This window comes from Nocardioides agariphilus (assembly GCF_015352445.1).
In the GTDB taxonomy this organism is placed as follows: Bacteria; Actinomycetota; Actinomycetes; order Propionibacteriales; family Nocardioidaceae; genus Nocardioides; species Nocardioides agariphilus.
Window position 1 is genome coordinate 35,400 of the sequence record NZ_JADKPO010000011.1, and the last position, 17,162, is coordinate 52,561.

Sequence of the window (17,162 nt, forward strand, 5' to 3'; positions counted from 1 at the left end):
CGGCGCGTGTCCCCTCGTGATCGCGCTGCTCAGCTACGCCAGACCGGCGCGACGTTCTTGGAGTACTCGCGGCCGAAGATGGCGCCGATGATCGTGCGGACCGGCGCCGGGATGGTGGCGTTGATGCTCTCCAGCTCGGCCGGGCCGGCGCCGTCGGTGAGCCACTTGAAGAACACGCCGCCCTCCTTGGGGCCGACCTTGGCGAACTTCTTGCCCATCTCGACGACAGCCGGGTCGTCCTTCTTGGCCTGGTAGACGGGCTCGAGCTCGCGCTCCTCGTGGTCGAGGTGCTCGGTGGTCACGGTGCGCAGCTCGTCGAGCGCCGTGCGTGCGGTCTGGGCATTGGCGGCGCTGGGTGAGCTGCGCAGAGCGGTCATCGCGGCGCGGGCGGCCGAGAGGCGGTCGGCCATGACGTCGTGCTCGGCGTCCATCTGGTCGATGGTCTGCTGGGTGACGCCCACCCGCGCGAGCGCCGGCCAGGCGATCTCGTGCTCGCCCTGGTGATGCTTGGTGAGCTGGAAGTCGAAGTTGTCCCAGGCCCGGCCCAGCTGGTCGGCCCGCCCACGGTCCCCGTCGGCGAACCTGCCGAGCGCGGCGTTGAATCGGTCCAGGTCGCGCCGGAACGCCGCGTGGATCACCTTGTTCATGCTCATCGGGGCCATCGGGCGAGGGTAGGAGCCCGAGCACCTCTTGGGAAGGGTCGCTCGGGCCTCAGTCGGGCGTGACGACCAGCCAGCCGACGTCCCAGCCGGCGATGCCGATGTGGCTCCCGGTGAAGCTGACCTTGTCGAGGGAGTCGACCTGCCCTCGCGCCGGGTCGTAGACGGAGAGCGTGGCGCCCGTGGCACCGACGACGAGAACGACGTGTCGGGGGATCCAGGTGCTGCCGATGAAGATCGCGGCTACGCGGTCGGCCCGAGTGGCGTCCAGCAGCCGCTCGAAGCCCGCGGACGGGCTGGTGCGCGCGAGATGCCAGGAGTACGCCGTGGTGGTGCCGTCGGCACCTGGCGTGGCCGACAGCTGGCGCGCGACCGCCCACGGTGGCGTGCCGAACTTCCTCGGCCAGGGGATCTGCGCCCGTCCGCTGGTGTCGGCCAGCCCGGTGATGCGTTGGTGCATGGCGAGGGTCTCGGACCTGAACCGCTCGTGCAGTGCGCCGTCACCGGCCACGGTACGCGGGCTGGTCAGGCTGCCGCCCTCGAGCTGGCTGCGGTAGGCCGGGTCGCCCAGGAAGCGAGCCACCACCATGCTCGCGGCCCCGCAGGAGCGGGCGTCGGGCTGCACGAACAGTCCCCAGGGCGGATCAGGCATCGGCCGAGCTCCGGCTCACCAGGGCGTGCACCGCGGCGTAGGCCTTGTCCGGGGAGACCGGCTCGCAGCCCAGTGCGACGGCCCGCGCGACGATGCGGCGTTGGTCGCGCATCAGCGCCAGGCCGCGCACCACCGCCATCATGGGTGGCTTCCTCTGCTCGCGCAGGTCTCGGGTCAGTCGACGCCAGAAGGTGACCATCGGGTGCTGGCGCACGCAGTACGCCGCGGCGAGCTGTCCACGGTCGCGCACGGTCGGCACCACGTCCTGCGCGAAGATCCCCTCGGCGATGAAGAACCGGCTTGCGTCGAGCTCGACCGCATGGCTCCCGCACCGCTCGCTGCGCCCGATGTCGTAGACGGGCACGACCGCGCGACCTTCGGTGCACAGCCGCTCGATCGCGGCCAGCGCGTCGTCAGGGAGCCAGGAGTCGGGATGGTCCCAGTCGACCAGCCCACTGTTGGCTCCCGTCGCGATGAGCGGCAGCGTCGGGTCGCCCTCGGACTTGTAGAAGTCGTCGAGCCTCAGCACGGGGAGGCCGAGCCGTTCGGCGAGGCGGGACTTGCCGGCCCCCGATGGACCGGCCAGCACGATCATCCGCGCGCGCACCGGACCATCCTCGCACTCCGAGCTACACCCCGATGGGGTGCCAGACGGTCTTGGTCTCCAAGAAGGTGGTCATCCGGCCGATCCCGGGCTCGAGGGTCCAGTCGGGCTCGGTAGCGGGAGGACGCAGGACCCGCTTGAGGTTGTCGGCCGCCGACTCCTCGAGCGCGGCGGCTTGCGCGCTGTCGCCGGCGAGGCCGGTGAGGTCGATGGCGTTGACGTCCATGTGGGAGGCCAGCGTGGGTGCGGTGTTGGAGTGCTTGCCGGTGAGGATGTTGACGACACCGCCAGGGACGTCGGAGGTCGCGAGCACCTCGGAGAACGTGACGGCCGGCAACGGGCGGCCGGGCGAGGCCAGCACGACCGCGGTGTTGCCGGTCACGACGACCGGGGCCACGACCGAGACCAGGCCCAGCAGGCTGGACTGCTGGGGTGCGACGACTGCGACCACACCGGTCGGCTCGGGGGTCGAGAGGTTGAAGAACGGCCCGGCGACCGGGTTGGCATTGCCGGTGACCTGGGTGATCTTGTCGGCCCACCCGGCGTACCAGACGAGGCGGTCGATGCTGGCGTCGAGGGCCTTGCCCGCCTGCGTGGGTGTGAGGCCCTCGGACTGACGCACCGCCTCCACGAACTGGGGACGGCGGTCCTCCATGATCTCGGCGACGCGATAGAGGATCTGCGCACGGTTGTAGGCGGTCTTGCCGCTCCACCCGCCGAACGCCGCTCGGGCGGCCTGCACAGCGTCTCGGGCGTCCTTGCGGGAGGCGAGCGCGGCGTTGGCGACGAACCTCCCCTTGGCGTCGTCGACGACGTAGGAGTGGCCCGACTCCGAGCGCGGGAACTGCCCGCCGATGTAGAGCTTGTAGGTCTTGCGGACCTCGATCCGACTGTCTGGAGGCGTCACAGGTCCTCCCCCTTCAGGTAGGCCGCGAGTCCGTGGCGGCCGCCCTCGCGGCCGTAGCCCGACTCCTTGTAGCCGCCGAAGGGGCTGGTCGGGTCGAACTTGTTGAACGTGTTGGCCCAGACCACGCCGGCCTTGAGCTTGTTGGCCATGTGGAGGATGCGCGAGCCCTTGTCGGTCCAGACTCCTGCCGACAGGCCGTAAGGAGTGTTGTTGGCCTTCTCGACCGCCTCGGCGGGCGTGCGGAACGTGAGCACCGACAACACGGGCCCGAAGATCTCCTCGCGGGCGATGCGATGGGCCTGGGTGACGTTGGTGAACACAGTCGGCGGGAACCAGAAGCCGTGCTTGGGCAGCTCGCACGGAGGCGACCAGCGGCCGGCTCCCTCGGCCTCGCCGATGTCGGAGAGCTCGCGGATCTTGTCGAGCTGCTCGGCTGAGTTGATCGCGCCGATGTCGGTGTTCTTGTCGAGCGGGTCGCCGAGCCGGAGGGTGGCCATCCGGCGCTTGAGGCGGGCCAGCACCTCGTCGGCGACGGACTCCTGCACGAGCAGGCGCGAACCGGCGCAGCAGACGTGGCCCTGGTTGAAGAAGATGCCGTTGACGATGCCTTCGATGGCCTGGTCGATCGGCGCGTCGTCGAAGACGATGTTGGCTGCCTTGCCGCCGAGCTCGAGGGTCACCTTCTTGTGGGAGCCCGCCACCGACTTGGCGATCGCCCGCCCGACAGCGGTCGAGCCGGTGAAGGCGACCTTGTCGACGTCGGGGTGGGCGACGAGCGCCTGACCGGTGGAGCCGGCACCGGTGATGATGTTGACCACGCCCGCAGGCAGGTCGGCCTGCTGGCAGATCTCGGCGAACAGCAGTGCGGTCAGCGGCGTCGTCTCGGCCGGCTTGAGCACGACGGTGTTGCCACAGGCCAGGGCCGGAGCGATCTTCCAGGCCAGCATCAGCAGCGGGAAGTTCCACGGGATGACCTGACCGGCAACGCCGAGCGGGGTGGTGCCGTAGCCGGCGTAGGCGAGCTTGTCGGCCCAGCCGGCGTAGTAAAAGAAGTGCGCCGCGGCGATCGGCACGTCGACGTCGCGGGTCTCCTTGATCGGCTTGCCGTTGTCGATCGACTCGAGCACCGCGATCTCGCGGCCGCGCTCCTGGATGATGCGGGCGATGCGGTAGAGGTACTTCGCCCGCTCGCTGCCGGGCATCCGCCCCCAGGTCCTGAAGGCCCGCCGCGCGACCTTGACCGCGTTGTCGACGTCGGCCTCGTCGGCCTCGGCGATCTCGGCCAGCACCTCCTCGGTCGACGGGGAGATCGTCTTGAAGGACCTGCCGTGGCCGTCGACGAACTCGCCTCCGACGAACAGGCCGTAGGACGGCTTGATGTCGACGATCGCGCGCGACTCCGGCGCGGGCGCGTAGTCGAACCGGGCCTGTGTGGTCGAGCTTGTCGAGTGCTTGTTGGCTGCCATGTCGATCAGTCCAGGGTGAAGTAGTCGGGACCGGAGTAGACGCCGGTCGTGAGCTTGGTGCGCTGCATCAGCAGGTCGTTGAGCAGCGTGGAGGCGCCGAACCGGAACCAGTCGGGGTCCAGCCAGTCGTCGCCGGCGATCTCGTTGACCATCACGAGGTACTTGATGGCGTCCTTGCTGGTCCTGATGCCGCCGGCGGGCTTCACGCCGATCTGCACGCCGGTCTGCTCGCGGAAGTCGCGCACCGCCTCCAGCATCACCAGCGTGACCGGCAGGGTGGCGGCAGGCTGGACCTTGCCGGTCGAGGTCTTGATGAAGTGGCCGCCGGCCATCATCGCCAGCCAGCTGGCGCGTCGTACGTTGTCGTAGGTCTGCAGTTCGCCGGTCTCGAAGATGACCTTGAGATGCGCGCTGGATCCATCAGGTCTGGCGCACGCCTCACGGACGGCGACGATCTCGTCGTACACCTGCTTGTAGCGGCCCGAGAGGAACGCGCCGCGGTCGATGACCATGTCGACCTCGTCGGCGCCGGCCTGCACTGCGTCTTGGGTGTCGGCGAGCTTGATGTCGAGGGCCGCACGGCCGCTGGGGAACGCAGTGGCGACGGCGGCGACGTTGACCCCACTGTTGCCGAGGACCTCCTTGGCGACGCCGACCATGTCGGGATAGACGCAGACGGCAGCCGTGGCAGGACAGGTCGAGTCGGCGGGGTCGGGGTGCATCGCCTTGGCGGACAGCGCTCGGACCTTGCCGGGGGTGTCTTGCCCCTCGAGCGTGGTCAGGTCGACCATCCGGATCGCGAGGTCGATCGCCCAGGCCTTGGCCGTGGTCTTGATGGAGCGCGTCCCGAGGGAGGCTGCGCGAGCCTCGGCGCCGACCTGGTCGACGCCGGGGAGACCGTGCAGGAAGCGGCGCAGGGTGTCGTCGTTCCGCGTGATGTCTGCGAACTGTGCTGACGGTTGGGTCGACGCTGCTGATGCCATCTTGTTATCGATGGTGGCTGAGCTCGTCACCCGGTCAAGCATAGGGTTGAGCGGCGTACACGGGGGAAACGTCGATCTTCCACAGGAGCCGACATGAAGAAAGACGCGAGCACCGGCAACAGCAGCGGCAACAGTTCGGCCGACTCCGGCTACACCGAGAAGTTCCCGCCCACGAGTGGGCGGGTGCTGGGCGTGATCGCGGTGCTGTTCGCGGCGGCGGTGCTGGTCTACGCCGTCGTCGACGACGAGGGTGGCTTCGAGGCCCCCGTCGCGTGGGGCGCTGCTCTGGCCGGGATCTTGTCCTATGCCGCGCTGCTGCGGCCCGCCGTGCGCGTCGAGTCCGATGCCTTGGTGATGCGCAACATGCTCGACACCAACGTCATCCCGCTGGCCGCGATCGACGAGGTGGCCGTGCGCCAGGTGATGGCCGTGCGTGCCGGCGAGAAGCGTTACGTCTCACCGGCCATCGGCAACTCCTTCTTGCGCACCCTGCGGCCCAAGACCAGCCGTGACGGGATGCCCGAACTGACCTACCCCGAGTACGTCCGCGACCGTGTGCTCCACCTCGCCGACGGTGCTCGCCGACGCTCGGGCGATGCCGAGCCGCCCGCCGTGCGCAGGACCTGGGCGACCTACGAGCTGGCCGGGCTGCTGGTCACGGCCGTCGGGTTCGCCCTCTCGCTGCTCGCCTAGCTCCTCGGGCAGCGATCAGACCTCAGATCCCGAGCGCCCGCTTGAGGTCGGCCTTGATCGCGTCGAGACGGCCGGCGGCCGAGATCCGGGCGGCATCGACGCCGTCGTCGGGGTGGACGGGTACGACGACCTCGAGGTAGCACTTCAGCTTCGGCTCGGTGCCACTCGGGCGCACGATCACGCGGGCTCCCTCGGTGAGCCGGTAGCGCAGGCCGTCGGTCGGCGGCAGCTCGGCCGAGCCCAGCGAGAGGTCGTCGACCGACTCGACGTCGAGACCGCCCATCGAGGTCGGTGGCTGGTCGCGCAGGTTGGCCATCGCCGTGCGGATCAACGAGAGGTCCGAGACTCGGATCGAGAGCTGGTCGGTGGCGTGCAGGCCGTGGTGCTCGGCGATGTGGTCGAGCACGTCGACGAGAGTGCGACCGCGGGCCTTCTCCTTGGCCGCGATCTCGCACAGCAGCAGCAAGGCCGAGACGCCGTCCTTGTCCTTCACATGCTCGGGGTCGACGCAGTAGCCGAGGGCCTCCTCGTAGCCGAACGCGAGACCGGGCACGCGGCTGATCCACTTGAAGCCGGTCAGCGTCTCGACGTAGGGCTGACCGTGCTCGGCTGCCATCTTGCCGAGCAGTGAGGAGGACACGATCGAGCAGGCGTAGGTGCCCTGCTTGCCGTGGTGCAGCAGGTGGTGACCCAGGAGGGCGCCGACCTCGTCGCCGCGCAGCATCCGCCATCCGTGGGGTCCGGGCACCGCGGCCGCACACCGGTCGGCGTCGGGGTCGTTGGCCACGACGAGGTCTGCCCCGCGGGCCTCGGCCAGCGCCATGGCGAGGTCCATCGCACCTGGCTCCTCCGGGTTGGGGAACGCCACCGTCGGGAACTCGGGGTCGGGCTCCTCCTGCTGCGCGACCACCGAGGGGGCATCGAAGCCGGCGGTCTCGAGCACCTGCAGGACCGACGTGCCGCCGACTCCGTGCAGCGGGGTGTAGACGATGCGCAGGTCACGGGGACCGTCGGTTGCGAGATCGGCCACGGTGTCGAGGTAGCGGTCGACGATGTCCTCGTCGAGCACCTTGCCGCTGGTGCCGCGGGGTACGTCGGCCAGGGCGCCGACCGCCTCGATGCGTGCGGCGATCTCGGCGTCGGCCGGCGGCACGATCTGGCTGCCGTCGCCGAGGTAGACCTTGTACCCGTTGTCCTGCGGCGGGTTGTGGCTGGCGGTCACCATCACGCCGGCGACGCACCCGAGCTCGCGGATCGCGAACGCCAGCAGGGGGGTCGGCAGCGGCCGCGGCATCACGAGTGCCCGCAACCCTGCCCCGGTCATCACCTCGGCGGTGTCGCGGGCGAACACCTCGGAGTTGTGGCGGGCGTCGTAGCCGATGACGACGGGAGCGCCGGCAGGTGCGCCGTTGTCCTTGAGGTATGCCGCGAGGCCGGCCGCCGCGCGGGTCACCACGACCCGGTTCATCCGGTTGGGACCAGCGCCGAGGGCGCCTCGCAGACCAGCGGTCCCGAACTCCAGCGTGCGGGCGAACCGGTCGGCGAGCTCGGCGCTCTCACCCTCGGCGACGAGGGCCTCCAGCTCCGCACGTGTCGCGGGGTCGGGGTCGTCTGCGGCCCAGGCGCGAGCCCGTTCGATCAGGTCGGTCATGGGCGCAGGCTAGTGCCGTCCGGCCACGGCTGTCGGTCCCGACTGGCATGCTCGGCTCCGTGAGCGAGCTCCCGCTGCCGCGCGACCTGGGGGCGCCGGTGGGCGAGCTGGTCGTCGAGCTGGCGGGCCACCTCGGGATCCGGGCCACGGTCGACCTGTGCGTGGGGCTGCTGAGCGGCGCCGACCGCAACGCCTACCCCGATGCCATGCCCTACCTGACGGGCGTGGTCTTCGACGAGGAGTCGCCGATCTTCTACCCGGCCCAGTGGAAGGACTACTGGGTGCGCACGTGGGGCGCACGCGGTCTGCTCTACGTCTGGGACGACTCGGCCTCACCGGCCGTCGTGGCAGGGCTTGACGACGAGCACTGGCGTCCCGCCGAGATGTGTCTGAAGGTCTCGACCAAGCGCGAGATCGGCGAAGCCGGCCCGGGCGCAGCCAAGCTGGCCGTCGACGGCGAGCTGCCGCGCGTGCGCGTGCAGGCGCTGCGCACGATCGGTGCGGTGGGCGACACCGAGCACGTCGAGGTGGTCACGGGCCTGCTCGACGACCCGGAGCCCGCCGTCCGCCGCCAGGCGGCCAGGTCGCTGACCCGGCTCGCCCGGCGGCTCGGCCTCGACGTGTCGCTCGACTAGCGGTCGATCGTGGACATGTCGGCGTAGCGTGCGCCCTGGACCGCCCCCGCAGGCACCGCCTTGTCGAGGGCGTCGAGGTCGTCCTGGGTGAGCTCGACGGCGGCGGAGGCGACGTTCTCCTCGAGGTACTCGACCCGCTTGGTGCCCGGGATCGGGGCGACGTCGTCGCCTTGGGCGAGCACCCAGGCCAGGGCCAGCTGACCCGACGTCACGCCCTTGCTCTCGGCGAGCTCCTGCACCTTCGCGACCAACTCCAGGTTGGCGTCGTACGCCTCGCCCTGGAACCTCGGGAACCGCTGCCGACGTGCGTCCCCCACCTCGGTGCCGAGGTCGACGCGGCCGGTGAGGATGCCGCGTCCGAGCGGCGAGTACGGCACCAGACCGATGCCCAGCTCGCGCAGGACGGGGAGGATCTCGTCCTCGAGGTCGCGGGTGAACAGGCTGTACTCGGACTGCAGCGCGGTGACCGCGTGCACCGCGTGCGCGCGCCGGATCGTCTCGGCGCTCGCCTCCGAGAGTCCGAGGTGGCGGACCTTGCCCGCCTCCACGAGCTCGGCCATCGCGCCGACGGTCTCCTCGATCGGGACGGCCTTGTCCACGCGGTGCTGGTAGTACAGGTCGAGGTGGTCCACACCGAGCCGCTGCAGGGACGCCTCAGCCGCTGCGCGGACGTACTCCGGTCGGCCGTTGATGCCGACCCAGCTGCCGTCGGGGTTGCGCTCGTTGCCGAACTTGGTCGCCAGCACCACCTCGTCGCGGCGCCCGGCGATGGCCTTGCCGACGAGCCGCTCGTTGGTGAAGGGGCCGTACATGTCGGCCGTGTCGAGGAACGTGACGCCCAGATCGAGGGCGCGGTGGATGGTGGCGACGGCGTCGGCCTCGTCGGCCGTGCCGTAGAACTCCGACATCCCCATGCAGCCGAGTCCGAGCTCGGAGACGGTCAGGGGGCTGTCCTTGCCGAGAGTGCGTTGCTTCAAGGTCATGCCGTCGAGCCAAGACCGGAGAATGTCTCCGGACAACCGCCGTCTCACATACGGAGACAATCTCCGCTATCGGGCAAGCCTGTCCCCGTGTCAGCCCGAGGGTTGACCGGCGAACGCGGCCAGGCGCTCGACGCCCTGGCCGAGGTTGGCCTCGAGGCGGCCCAAGGCATCGTCCAGCTCCGGTGATCCGGGGTAGTCCGCCGGGATCCGCGAGGGGTTGAGCGCGACCCGGTCCGACCACTGCTTGATGTCCGGCTCTGAGCTGAAGGCGGCCGTTGCCCTGAGACCGAGGACGTTCATGGCAGCCCACTCGGCCAGCGTGTTGCCGTAGGACGACGGGGGACACAGCCGGTTCTTGACGTCGTCGTCGTGGCGGGTCGCCTCGACGTACCCGGTGAGCGCGGCTCCGAAGCACGGGAACCCGGCCCGGACCGGCTGCAGGGTGATCGCCTCCTGCTGCCAGATCGGCACCCGCGGTGGGTTCTTGAGCCCGTCGGCGGCGCAGTTGACGACAAGGGCGTCGTCGGCGACGGCGACCGATCCGTCCGCGAAGTCGAGCCGGCCGCGGCCCGCCTTGACGATGTGGCCGCGACGGACCACGTTCTCGACCGAACGCAGCAGCTCGAGCTCCCAGTGGCCGAGTGTGGGTGCCTTGGCCATGGTCGGCATGATCGACCGGTCGATGCGGAGCATGACGCCGGCGTCCTCGAGCCGGAGCATCAGGTCGTCGATGGACGCGGCCGCCGCGGCCGCTTGCAGCAGGTCGGCCACCATCTCGAGGTAGATGGCCGGGTCGGGCTGGATGACCGCGCGGTTCAGCATCCACGGCTCTCGCGGCCGTACCCAACAGATGTCGTCGGGATCCGTGCCCCGTTGCAGCAGCCACACGCAGGCGTCCGTCGCGGTCTTGCCGGAGCCGACCACGACGTACTGGCTCGGACCGTCGCCGTGGGCCGGGAGATCGTTGACCGGGATCACCCGCGCGCCGTCGTCGACTCCGAACTTCGGAGGCGTCTCAGCCGGGATCTCGGGGGAGAGGTAGCGGGCGTCGACGATCCGGCACCGCTCAGGTACCTCGATCCGTTGGCCGGACTCGAGAGAGGCGAGGGTGCGATCGCCGAGGTAGTCGTGGCCGGCCAGGAACTCGACCCGGCCGGAGCCGAGCAGCCGGCCGGACAGGATCTCGTCGTAGTACGCGCAGATCGTCTGCTGGTCGGCCCGTTCGTGCAGGCCGGCCTCCGGGCCGTCAGCCTGGATGCCTCCGCCCAGCACCGTCGAGGCGACACCGTAGAACGTCGAGGCCTGGTGCAGCCGGACGAAGGGGTAGGCCGCGAGCCAGTGCCCGCCCACCCCCTGTCGGCGGTCGGCGATGACCACCCGCACGTCCGGGTTGTCGATCACGGCGTCGGTGAACGCGAGTCCTGTCGCCCCGGCGCCGACCACCAGGTAGTCGGCCTCGATGGAGCGCGTCACCCGACGTCCATTTCAGATCCGGGGCACGATCTGCGAGAGCAATACGCCCATCCGGGAGGCCGCGGCCTTGCCGGCTTCGAGGACCTCATCGTGGTTGAGGGGCTCACCGGACATGCCCGCGGCGAGGTTGGTGACCAGGCTGATGCCGAGGATCTCCATGCCGGCCTCGCGGGCGGCGATCGCCTCGAGCGTGGTGCTCATGCCGGCCAGGTGGCCGCCGATGGCACGGACCATGCCGATCTCGGCCGGGGTCTCGTAGTGGGGACCGGGGAACTGGACGTAGACGCCCTCCTCCAGCGACGGCTCCACCTCGCGGCACATCGCGCGCAGGCGGCTGGAGTAGAGGTCGGTGAGGTCGACGAAGTGGGCTCCCTCGATCGGGGAGCGACCGGTCAGGTTGATGTGGTCGCTGATCAGCACGGGCGTGCCCGGCGTCCAGTGCTCCTTCAGGCCGCCGCACCCGTTGGTCAGCACGATGGCCCGGCAGCCCGCGCGCGCCGCCGTACGTACTCCGTGCACCACGGCCGCGACGCCCTTGCCCTCGTAGTAGTGCGTGCGGCTGAGGAACACCAGCAGCTGCTTGTCGCCGGAGCGGACGCTGCGGATCTTGCCGGAGTGCCCGGCGACGGCCGCCGCGGAGAAGCCGGGCAGGTCGGTCGTCGAGATCTCTGCGGTCGCCTCGCCGAGGGCGTCGACCGCCGGGAGCCAGCCCGAGCCCAGCACGAGGGCCACGTCGTGCCGCTCGATCCCCGTCCGCTCCCTCAAGACAGCGGCCGCCTCGTCGGCGAGCTCGTACGGCGAGGCGGTCGTCGCGGCGTGCGTCATGCGCCGCACCCTAGCCAGTGTCGTGTGGCGGCGCGTGCGCCAGAACGCTCCGTGATGCACACGACTCGTGTTTGATAAGCCTCGTGAACGCCGCCGAGGATGCCCGCAGCGCGCTGAAGGTCGCCCGGGTGGCACTGGCGACCGCCGAGGCCGCTGCGCGTGCGGTGGGGGTCTTCGACGAACCTCGTGTGGTCACTGCCGAGCGCATCAACCTCGTCGGCCCCGACGGCGGGCTGCGGATGGTGATCACGGCCAACACCCACGAGATCTACGCCCGCGGCGAGGTGATCGAGCACCCTGGTGGGCGCGGTGGTCCGGGCCTGATCTTCATCACCCCCGAGGGCACCGAGTGCGGCGGCATCACCTGGGACGTCGACGGCGGCAGCTTCACCATCGACAGCTACGAGCAGGACCAGGCCATCTCGATCATCCACCGTGACGACGACGGGGTGCGCTCGAGCGTCATCGAGTTCATCGACCGGCCGTCGTGGTCACTGCTCGACATGATCACCGGCGGCCACGCGGGCCAAGAGCCCCGGGACGGACCCGTGACGCGGATGCGGCTGGCGCGCGAGGAGGACGGCACCGTCGGCCTGGTCATCAACGATCGCGAGGGCAACAAGCGGCTCTGGCTCGGCGTCGACAAGTACGGCAAGCCCTCCGTCGACCTGTTCGGCCCCAACGGCGGTCCGTCGGGCTCCCTGGGCTGAGTGGTCTCGACAAGCTCGACCACCTCGGGTCGCTCGAAGATCTGGGCGGGCTACAACCCGGTGCTGCGGCAGGGTCGGCGGCGCAGGGCGGCGACGTAGTCGGCGGGCGCGTCGGCGGCCTCGGCCGCGTCGGCGATCACCCCGAGGTAGGACGCGCTGGGCAGGCCGCCCTCGTAGGCGTCGAGCACGTAGGTCCACACCAGCAGCTCGCCGGTCATGGTCGAGACCCGGACCTTGGCCTTGCGGTAGAGGCCGGTCTCGGTGGACTCCCAGCCGTCGAGGCGCTCCTCGTCGTCGCGCGTGACGTCGTAGACGGCCACGAAGACCTGCTCGATCGGGTCCTCGACGATGGTCGACAGCGCGCCGTCCCAGCCGAGGTCCTCACCGCCGAACGTCAGCCGCCAGCCGACCAGCCAGCCGGTCGTGCGCAGCGGGGAGTGCGGACACCGCTGGCCCATCCGGGCCGGGTCGAGGTTCGACGCGTAGGCGGCGTACAGCGTCACGGGGGTGAACTCTAAAGCCTGCGGGCAGCCGTGCCCCGCAACGGCGACAGGGTGGGCCAATAAGGTGTCCTGGTGACTCACTTCAACGTGTTGGTGCTCGGAGCCGGACCCGGCGGCTACGTCGCGGCGATCCGTGCCGCACAGCTCGGCAAGTCGGTGGCAGTCGTCGAGGACAAGTACTGGGGCGGGGTCTGCCTCAACGTCGGCTGCATCCCGTCGAAGGCGTTGCTCAAGAACGCCGAGCTCGCCCACGTCCTCAACCACGAGAAGGACAAGTACGGCATCACCGGCGACGCCTCGATGGCCTTCGGGCCCACCCACGCGCGGTCGCGCCAGGTCAGCGCCGGCATCGTCAAGGGCGTCCACTTCTTGATGAAGAAGAACAAGATCACCGAGATCGACGGCTGGGGCACGATCACCGGCCCCCAGGCGGTCGACGTCAAGGACGCCGAGGGCGGCACCACGTCCTACTCCTTCGACAACCTCATCATCGCCACGGGCGCGACCGTGCGGATGCTGCCGGGCATGCAGGTCAGCCCCAACGTCGTGACCTACGAGGAGCAGATCCTCGACGAGGACCTCCCCGGCTCGATCATCATCGGCGGGTCCGGTGCCATCGGCGTGGAGTTCGCCTACGTGATGAAGAACTTCGGGGTCGACGTGACGATCGTGGAGTTCCTCGACCGGATGGTGCCCACCGAGGACGAGGCGGTCTCCAAGGAGCTGCTCAAGCACTACAAGAAGCTGGGCGTCAACGTGCTCCTGTCGACCAAGGTCGAGAACGTCGAGGACACCGGCTCCGGCGTCCGCGTCACGGTCAGCCCGGCCGCGGGCGGCGACTCCCAGGTGCTGGAGGCCGACAAGATGCTGGCGGCCTTCGGGTTCGCGCCGCGGCTGCAGGGCTACGGCCTCGAGGCGATCGGCGTCGAGACGACCGAGCGCGGCGCGATCGCCATCGACGACTACATGCGCACCAACGTGCCGAACGTCTACGCCATCGGCGACGTGACCGGGAAGTTCATGCTCGCCCACGTGGCCGAGGCGATGGGCATCGTGGCCGCCGAGACGATCGCCGGCGCCGAGACGATGCCGATCAACTTCGACATGGTGCCGCGGGCGACCTACTGCCAGCCCCAGATCGGGTCGTTCGGCTACTCCGAGGCCCAGGCCAAGGAGAAGGGGTACGACGTCAAGACGGCCACCTTCCCGTTCAGCGCCAGCGGCAAGGCACAGGGCATGGGCGACGCAGTCGGGTTCGTCAAGGTCGTGGCCGACGCGAAGTACAACGAGATCCTCGGCGCCCACATGATCGGCCCGGAGGTCACCGAGCTGCTGCCGGTGCTGACGCTGGCCCAGCAGTGGGACCTCACGGCCGACGAGGTCTCGCGCAACGTGTTCGCCCACCCGACGCTCACCGAGGCGGTCAAGGAAGCCGTGCACGGCATCGCCGGCCACATGATCAACCTCTGACATCTCGTTGGTCGAGGAGGTTGCGCCAGCAACCGTCTCGAGACCCCGGAAGGACACTGATGGAGCGGTCCCCGCAGCGGGTGGTCGTCGTCGGCGGTGGGCCAGGAGGATACGAAGCGGCCCTCGTCGCCGCGCAGCTTGGCGCCACCGTCACGGTGGTCGACTCCGACGGCATCGGCGGCTCAGCGGTGCTGACCGACTGCGTGCCCAGCAAGACCCTGATCGCCACGTCGGACCTGATGACCGAGGTGGCGGGTGCGCAGGAGCTCGGCGTGCGGCTCACCGACCCCGACGGCGACGCGGCGACGACGGTCACCGTCGACCTGGGCAAGGTCAACCGCCGCGTCAAGAAGCTCGCGGCCGACCAGTCCGCCGACATCGCGACCCGGCTGGCCAAGGAAGGCGTCGACGTCGTCCAGGGCCTCGGTGAGCTGGCGGGCGCAGACCGTGTCCTCGTGGACACCAGTGGCAAGGAGACCGTGCTGCGGGCCGACGTCGTGCTGGTCGCGACCGGCGCCGCGCCGCGCACCCTGCCCACCGCGCAGCCCGACGGCGAGCGGATCCTCACCTGGGAACAGGTCTACGACCTCGACGAGGTGCCCTCGCACCTGGTCGTCGTCGGGTCCGGTGTGACGGGCGCCGAGCTCGCCTCGGCGTACCTCGCACTCGGCATCCCCGTCACCCTCGTGTCCTCGCGTGACCGCGTGCTGCCCGGCGAGGACGCCGACGCCGCGGCGGTGCTGGAGGACGTGCTGACCCGGCGCGGCATGAGCGTGCTCTCCAGGTCGCGGATGGCGTCGGTCGAGCGCCACGGAGACTCCGTCGTGGTCACGCTCACCGACGGCCGCACGGTCGAGGGCTCCCACTGCATCCTGGCTCTCGGCTCGGTGCCCAAGACATCCGGTATCGGCCTCGAGGAGGCCGGCGTCCACCTCGACGACGGCGGGTTCGTGCAGGTCGACCGCGTCTCCCGCACGACGACGAGGGGCGTCTACTCGGCGGGCGACTGCACCGGTGTGCTCATGCTCGCCTCGGTGGCCGCGATGCAGGGCCGGATCGCCATGTGGCACGCGCTCGGCGACGCCGTCGCTCCGCTCGACCTCGGGCAGGTGTCCTCGAACGTGTTCACCTCGCCGGAGATCGCGACCGTGGGGTGGTCACAGCGGGCCGTCGACGCGGGCGAGGTGCAGGCCGACCAGGTGACCCTCCCGCTCGCGGGCAACGCCCGCGCCAAGATGCAAGGCGTCCAGGACGGCTTCGTGAAGCTCTTCTGCCGGCCCGGCACCGGCGTGATCGAGGGGGGCGTGATCGTCGCTCCCCGCGCGAGCGAGCTGATCCATCCGGTGACCCTCGCGGTGGCCGAACGCCTCACCGCCGACCAGCTCGCCCACGCGTTCACGGTGTACCCGTCGATGAGCGGTTCGGTCGCCGAGGCGGCGAGGCGGATGCACCGGATGTGAGGCCCGAGAACCGGTGAGCAGGAGTCGGCCGGCCCAAACCAACGCTCACTCACCGCGAGTCGGGCTCGCCTCACGCTGGCGATGGCCTCACCATGAAGCGATGAAGCCGGTCAGCAGAGTTGTCACGTCCGCATCGGTGATCTCGCTCGTAGGCGCCCTCCTGGTGCTTCCCGGTGTCCTCGGCGTCGCCGACGCAGCGCCGACTCGTGCCGCGAAGGCGATGAAGTGCAAGGGACGGGTGGCGACCATCGTCGGCACCAACGGTCCCGACGTCATCAAGGGCACCCCGGCCATGGACGTGATCGCGGCCCTCGACGGCGACGACCGCATCCAAGGTGGCGACGGCAACGACATCATCTGCGGAGGCGGCGGCCGCGACTTCATCGACGGCGGCCGCGGCGACGACAAGCTCTTCGGCGGTCTCGACGGACGCTCCGAGACGCGCAACAGCGACGGCGAGCGGCTCGTCGTCGGCGACGTCATCGAGGGCGGCAAGGGCGACGACCTCATCGACCTGGGCTACGACCCGCGCCAGCTGGCCTTCGGGTCGGTCGAGCGCGACCGCCTGTCCTACAAGGGCGCGAAGTTCAAGATGACGATCACCCTCGGCACGCCGCGCCACCGCGGACGAGCCACTGGAGAGGGCAACGACATCCTCGAGAAGCACCCGTACCTCACCGTCCTCGGCTCCGAGCAGGGCGACCGGGTCATCGGCTCCCCGTGGGACGACCAGATCCTCGGCCGCGGTGGCCGCGACGAGATCGACGGCGGTCCGGGACGCGACGTCCTGGTCGACGGGCTGGTCTCCGACACGAGCGTCGACGACATCCTGCGCGGTGGCCTCGGCAACGACGAGTTGATGTCCTACGCCGGTCACGACATGCTCGACGGCGGCCGGGCCGGCGACCTGATCACCTTGGACCGTCCCTCAGCCGGACCGGTGACGCTGCTCGGCGGTCCCGGCGACGACGTGTTCACCCTGACCGACATCACCTCCGCGGCCTGCATCAACCTCGACGGCGGCGTCGGCGCCGACGAGGTCGTGCCGACGGTGAAGAGGTCGGTGCGCATCGGCAAGCTGGACGCCGACCTGCGCAGTGGCGCGTTCGGGTTGCGCAAGGTCAGCGGTGACAGCTGCGGCATCGTCAAGGCCGTCGAGACGCTGACCCTCGACAACGCCTATTCCGCGATCCTGCGGTGGTTCGTGATCGGCACCGCGGCCGCAGAGACCGTGATGATGAGCAACGGCGGCAGCATCGTGGCCACGATGTCCGGCGGCGACGACCGTGTCGTCGCCACGACGGGCGACGACACCCTCAAGGGCGGCCCGGGCGACGACCGGCTCTACGGCGGTCTCGGACAAGACACCGCCGAGGGCGGCCGGGGCACCGACACCTGCCGCCAGGTCGAGGTCGAGAAGAGCTGCGAGCTGCCCGACTGAGTCACGGGGCCCGGCTCCGGGCCGAACTTCGGGGCCCGCTGGCTACT

At 70.1% G+C, this 17,162-nt stretch carries 17 protein-coding genes; 6 read left to right on the forward strand and 11 right to left on the reverse strand.

From position 1 onward, the window contains the following. Window positions 1-29: 29 nt before the first annotated feature. Genes ISU10_RS09770 through deoC form a run of 6 tightly spaced genes read right to left on the reverse strand, consistent with a single transcriptional unit; the run spans window position 30 to window position 5,301 of the window. Window positions 30-662 (reverse strand): hemerythrin domain-containing protein, encoded by a 633-nt coding sequence (locus ISU10_RS09770; protein WP_194696211.1) that lies wholly within the window; start codon window positions 660-662, stop codon window positions 30-32. A gap of 49 nt (window positions 663-711) precedes the next feature. Then, window positions 712-1,311, reverse strand: a complete 600-nt coding sequence (locus ISU10_RS09775; protein ID WP_194696212.1) for a hypothetical protein — start codon at window positions 1,309-1,311, stop codon at window positions 712-714. Next, window positions 1,304-1,918: an ATP-binding protein gene (locus ISU10_RS09780; RefSeq protein WP_194696213.1), complete on the reverse strand. Its 615-nt coding sequence runs from the start codon at window positions 1,916-1,918 to the stop codon at window positions 1,304-1,306. Before ISU10_RS09780 ends, ISU10_RS09775 begins: the two co-directional genes overlap by 8 nt. Window positions 1,919-1,940: 22 nt before the next feature. After that, window positions 1,941-2,822, reverse strand: coding sequence for an aldehyde dehydrogenase family protein (locus ISU10_RS09785; protein WP_194696214.1), 882 nt, complete (start codon window positions 2,820-2,822; stop codon window positions 1,941-1,943). Beyond that, window positions 2,819-4,288, reverse strand: a complete 1,470-nt coding sequence (locus tag ISU10_RS09790) for an aldehyde dehydrogenase family protein (RefSeq protein ID WP_194696215.1) — start codon at window positions 4,286-4,288, stop codon at window positions 2,819-2,821. The genes ISU10_RS09785 and ISU10_RS09790 overlap by 4 nt, the downstream gene beginning before the upstream one ends. Window positions 4,289-4,293: 5 nt before the next feature. Continuing rightward, on the reverse strand, window positions 4,294-5,301 hold the full coding sequence (deoC, locus tag ISU10_RS09795) for a deoxyribose-phosphate aldolase (protein WP_442417788.1): 1,008 nt from the start codon (window positions 5,299-5,301) through the stop codon (window positions 4,294-4,296). 63 nt (window positions 5,302-5,364) lie between these two features. On the opposite strand from deoC, the gene ISU10_RS09800 reads away from it, so the two are divergent. Continuing rightward, entirely contained in the window at window positions 5,365-5,964 is a 600-nt protein-coding gene (locus ISU10_RS09800) for a hypothetical protein (protein WP_194696216.1), read from the forward strand. Between the two features lie 22 nt (window positions 5,965-5,986). On the opposite strand, the gene ISU10_RS09805 is transcribed toward ISU10_RS09800, so the two are convergent. Then, window positions 5,987-7,615 (reverse strand): phospho-sugar mutase, encoded by a 1,629-nt coding sequence (locus ISU10_RS09805; protein ID WP_194696217.1) that lies wholly within the window; start codon window positions 7,613-7,615, stop codon window positions 5,987-5,989. A gap of 59 nt (window positions 7,616-7,674) precedes the next feature. Between ISU10_RS09805 and ISU10_RS24095 the strand changes: the two genes are divergently transcribed. Further along, complete coding sequence (locus ISU10_RS24095) at window positions 7,675-8,250, forward strand: HEAT repeat domain-containing protein (RefSeq protein ID WP_194696218.1); 576 nt, start codon at window positions 7,675-7,677, stop codon at window positions 8,248-8,250. On the opposite strand, the gene ISU10_RS09815 is transcribed toward ISU10_RS24095, so the two are convergent. The 3 genes from ISU10_RS09815 to ISU10_RS09825 all read right to left on the reverse strand — a co-directional run bounded on the left by ISU10_RS09815 (window position 8,247) and on the right by ISU10_RS09825 (window position 11,531). After that, entirely contained in the window at window positions 8,247-9,233 is a 987-nt protein-coding gene (locus tag ISU10_RS09815; protein WP_194696219.1) for an aldo/keto reductase, read from the reverse strand. The genes ISU10_RS24095 and ISU10_RS09815 overlap by 4 nt on opposite strands. Before the next feature lie 90 nt (window positions 9,234-9,323). After that, the gene (locus ISU10_RS09820; protein ID WP_194696220.1) at window positions 9,324-10,706 is read right to left on the reverse strand and encodes a pyridine nucleotide-disulfide oxidoreductase; all 1,383 of its coding nucleotides are present in this window, start codon (window positions 10,704-10,706) and stop codon (window positions 9,324-9,326) included. Window positions 10,707-10,718: 12 nt separating this feature from the next. Continuing rightward, window positions 10,719-11,531 carry a purine-nucleoside phosphorylase gene (locus tag ISU10_RS09825; protein ID WP_194696221.1) on the reverse strand — a complete coding sequence of 271 codons (813 nt, stop codon included), beginning with the start codon at window positions 11,529-11,531 and terminating at the stop codon, window positions 10,719-10,721. Window positions 11,532-11,614: 83 nt separating this feature from the next. Here ISU10_RS09825 and ISU10_RS09830 point away from each other — a divergent pair, with 83 nt between their 5' ends. Next, window positions 11,615-12,241 (forward strand): hypothetical protein, encoded by a 627-nt coding sequence (locus ISU10_RS09830; RefSeq protein WP_194696222.1) that lies wholly within the window; start codon window positions 11,615-11,617, stop codon window positions 12,239-12,241. A gap of 50 nt (window positions 12,242-12,291) precedes the next feature. Here ISU10_RS09830 and ISU10_RS09835 read toward each other — a convergent pair whose 3' ends face one another. Then, on the reverse strand, window positions 12,292-12,744 hold the full coding sequence (locus tag ISU10_RS09835) for a gamma-glutamylcyclotransferase (RefSeq protein ID WP_194696223.1): 453 nt from the start codon (window positions 12,742-12,744) through the stop codon (window positions 12,292-12,294). Window positions 12,745-12,813: 69 nt separating this feature from the next. Here ISU10_RS09835 and lpdA point away from each other — a divergent pair, with 69 nt between their 5' ends. The 3 genes from lpdA (at window position 12,814) to ISU10_RS09850 (ending at window position 17,115) form a co-directional block, all read left to right on the forward strand. Next, window positions 12,814-14,214: a dihydrolipoyl dehydrogenase gene (gene lpdA, locus ISU10_RS09840; RefSeq protein WP_228500393.1), complete on the forward strand. Its 1,401-nt coding sequence runs from the start codon at window positions 12,814-12,816 to the stop codon at window positions 14,212-14,214. 59 nt (window positions 14,215-14,273) lie between these two features. Then, on the forward strand, window positions 14,274-15,674 hold the full coding sequence (locus ISU10_RS09845; protein WP_194696225.1) for an NAD(P)H-quinone dehydrogenase: 1,401 nt from the start codon (window positions 14,274-14,276) through the stop codon (window positions 15,672-15,674). A 100-nt stretch (window positions 15,675-15,774) separates the two neighbouring features. Then, entirely contained in the window at window positions 15,775-17,115 is a 1,341-nt protein-coding gene (locus tag ISU10_RS09850) for a calcium-binding protein (RefSeq protein ID WP_194696226.1), read from the forward strand. Window positions 17,116-17,162 lie beyond the last annotated feature (47 nt).

What these genes read in the sequence shown, in the direction of transcription:
- ISU10_RS09770 (WP_194696211.1), bottom strand. Translation starts at nt 662, where the DNA reads ATGGCCCCGATGAGCATGAACAAGGTGATCCACGCGGCGTTCCGGCGC.
- ISU10_RS09775 (WP_194696212.1), bottom strand. Translation starts at nt 1,311, where the DNA reads ATGCCTGATCCGCCCTGGGGACTGTTCGTGCAGCCCGACGCCCGCTCC.
- ISU10_RS09790 (WP_194696215.1), bottom strand. Translation starts at nt 4,288, where the DNA reads ATGGCAGCCAACAAGCACTCGACAAGCTCGACCACACAGGCCCGGTTC.
- ISU10_RS09800 (WP_194696216.1), top strand. Translation starts at nt 5,365, where the DNA reads ATGAAGAAAGACGCGAGCACCGGCAACAGCAGCGGCAACAGTTCGGCC.
- ISU10_RS09805 (WP_194696217.1), bottom strand. Translation starts at nt 7,615, where the DNA reads ATGACCGACCTGATCGAACGGGCTCGCGCCTGGGCCGCAGACGACCCC.
- ISU10_RS09815 (WP_194696219.1), bottom strand. Translation starts at nt 9,233, where the DNA reads ATGACCTTGAAGCAACGCACTCTCGGCAAGGACAGCCCCCTGACCGTC.
- ISU10_RS09825 (WP_194696221.1), bottom strand. Translation starts at nt 11,531, where the DNA reads ATGACGCACGCCGCGACGACCGCCTCGCCGTACGAGCTCGCCGACGAG.
- ISU10_RS09845 (WP_194696225.1), top strand. Translation starts at nt 14,274, where the DNA reads ATGGAGCGGTCCCCGCAGCGGGTGGTCGTCGTCGGCGGTGGGCCAGGA.
- ISU10_RS09850 (WP_194696226.1), top strand. Translation starts at nt 15,775, where the DNA reads ATGAAGCCGGTCAGCAGAGTTGTCACGTCCGCATCGGTGATCTCGCTC.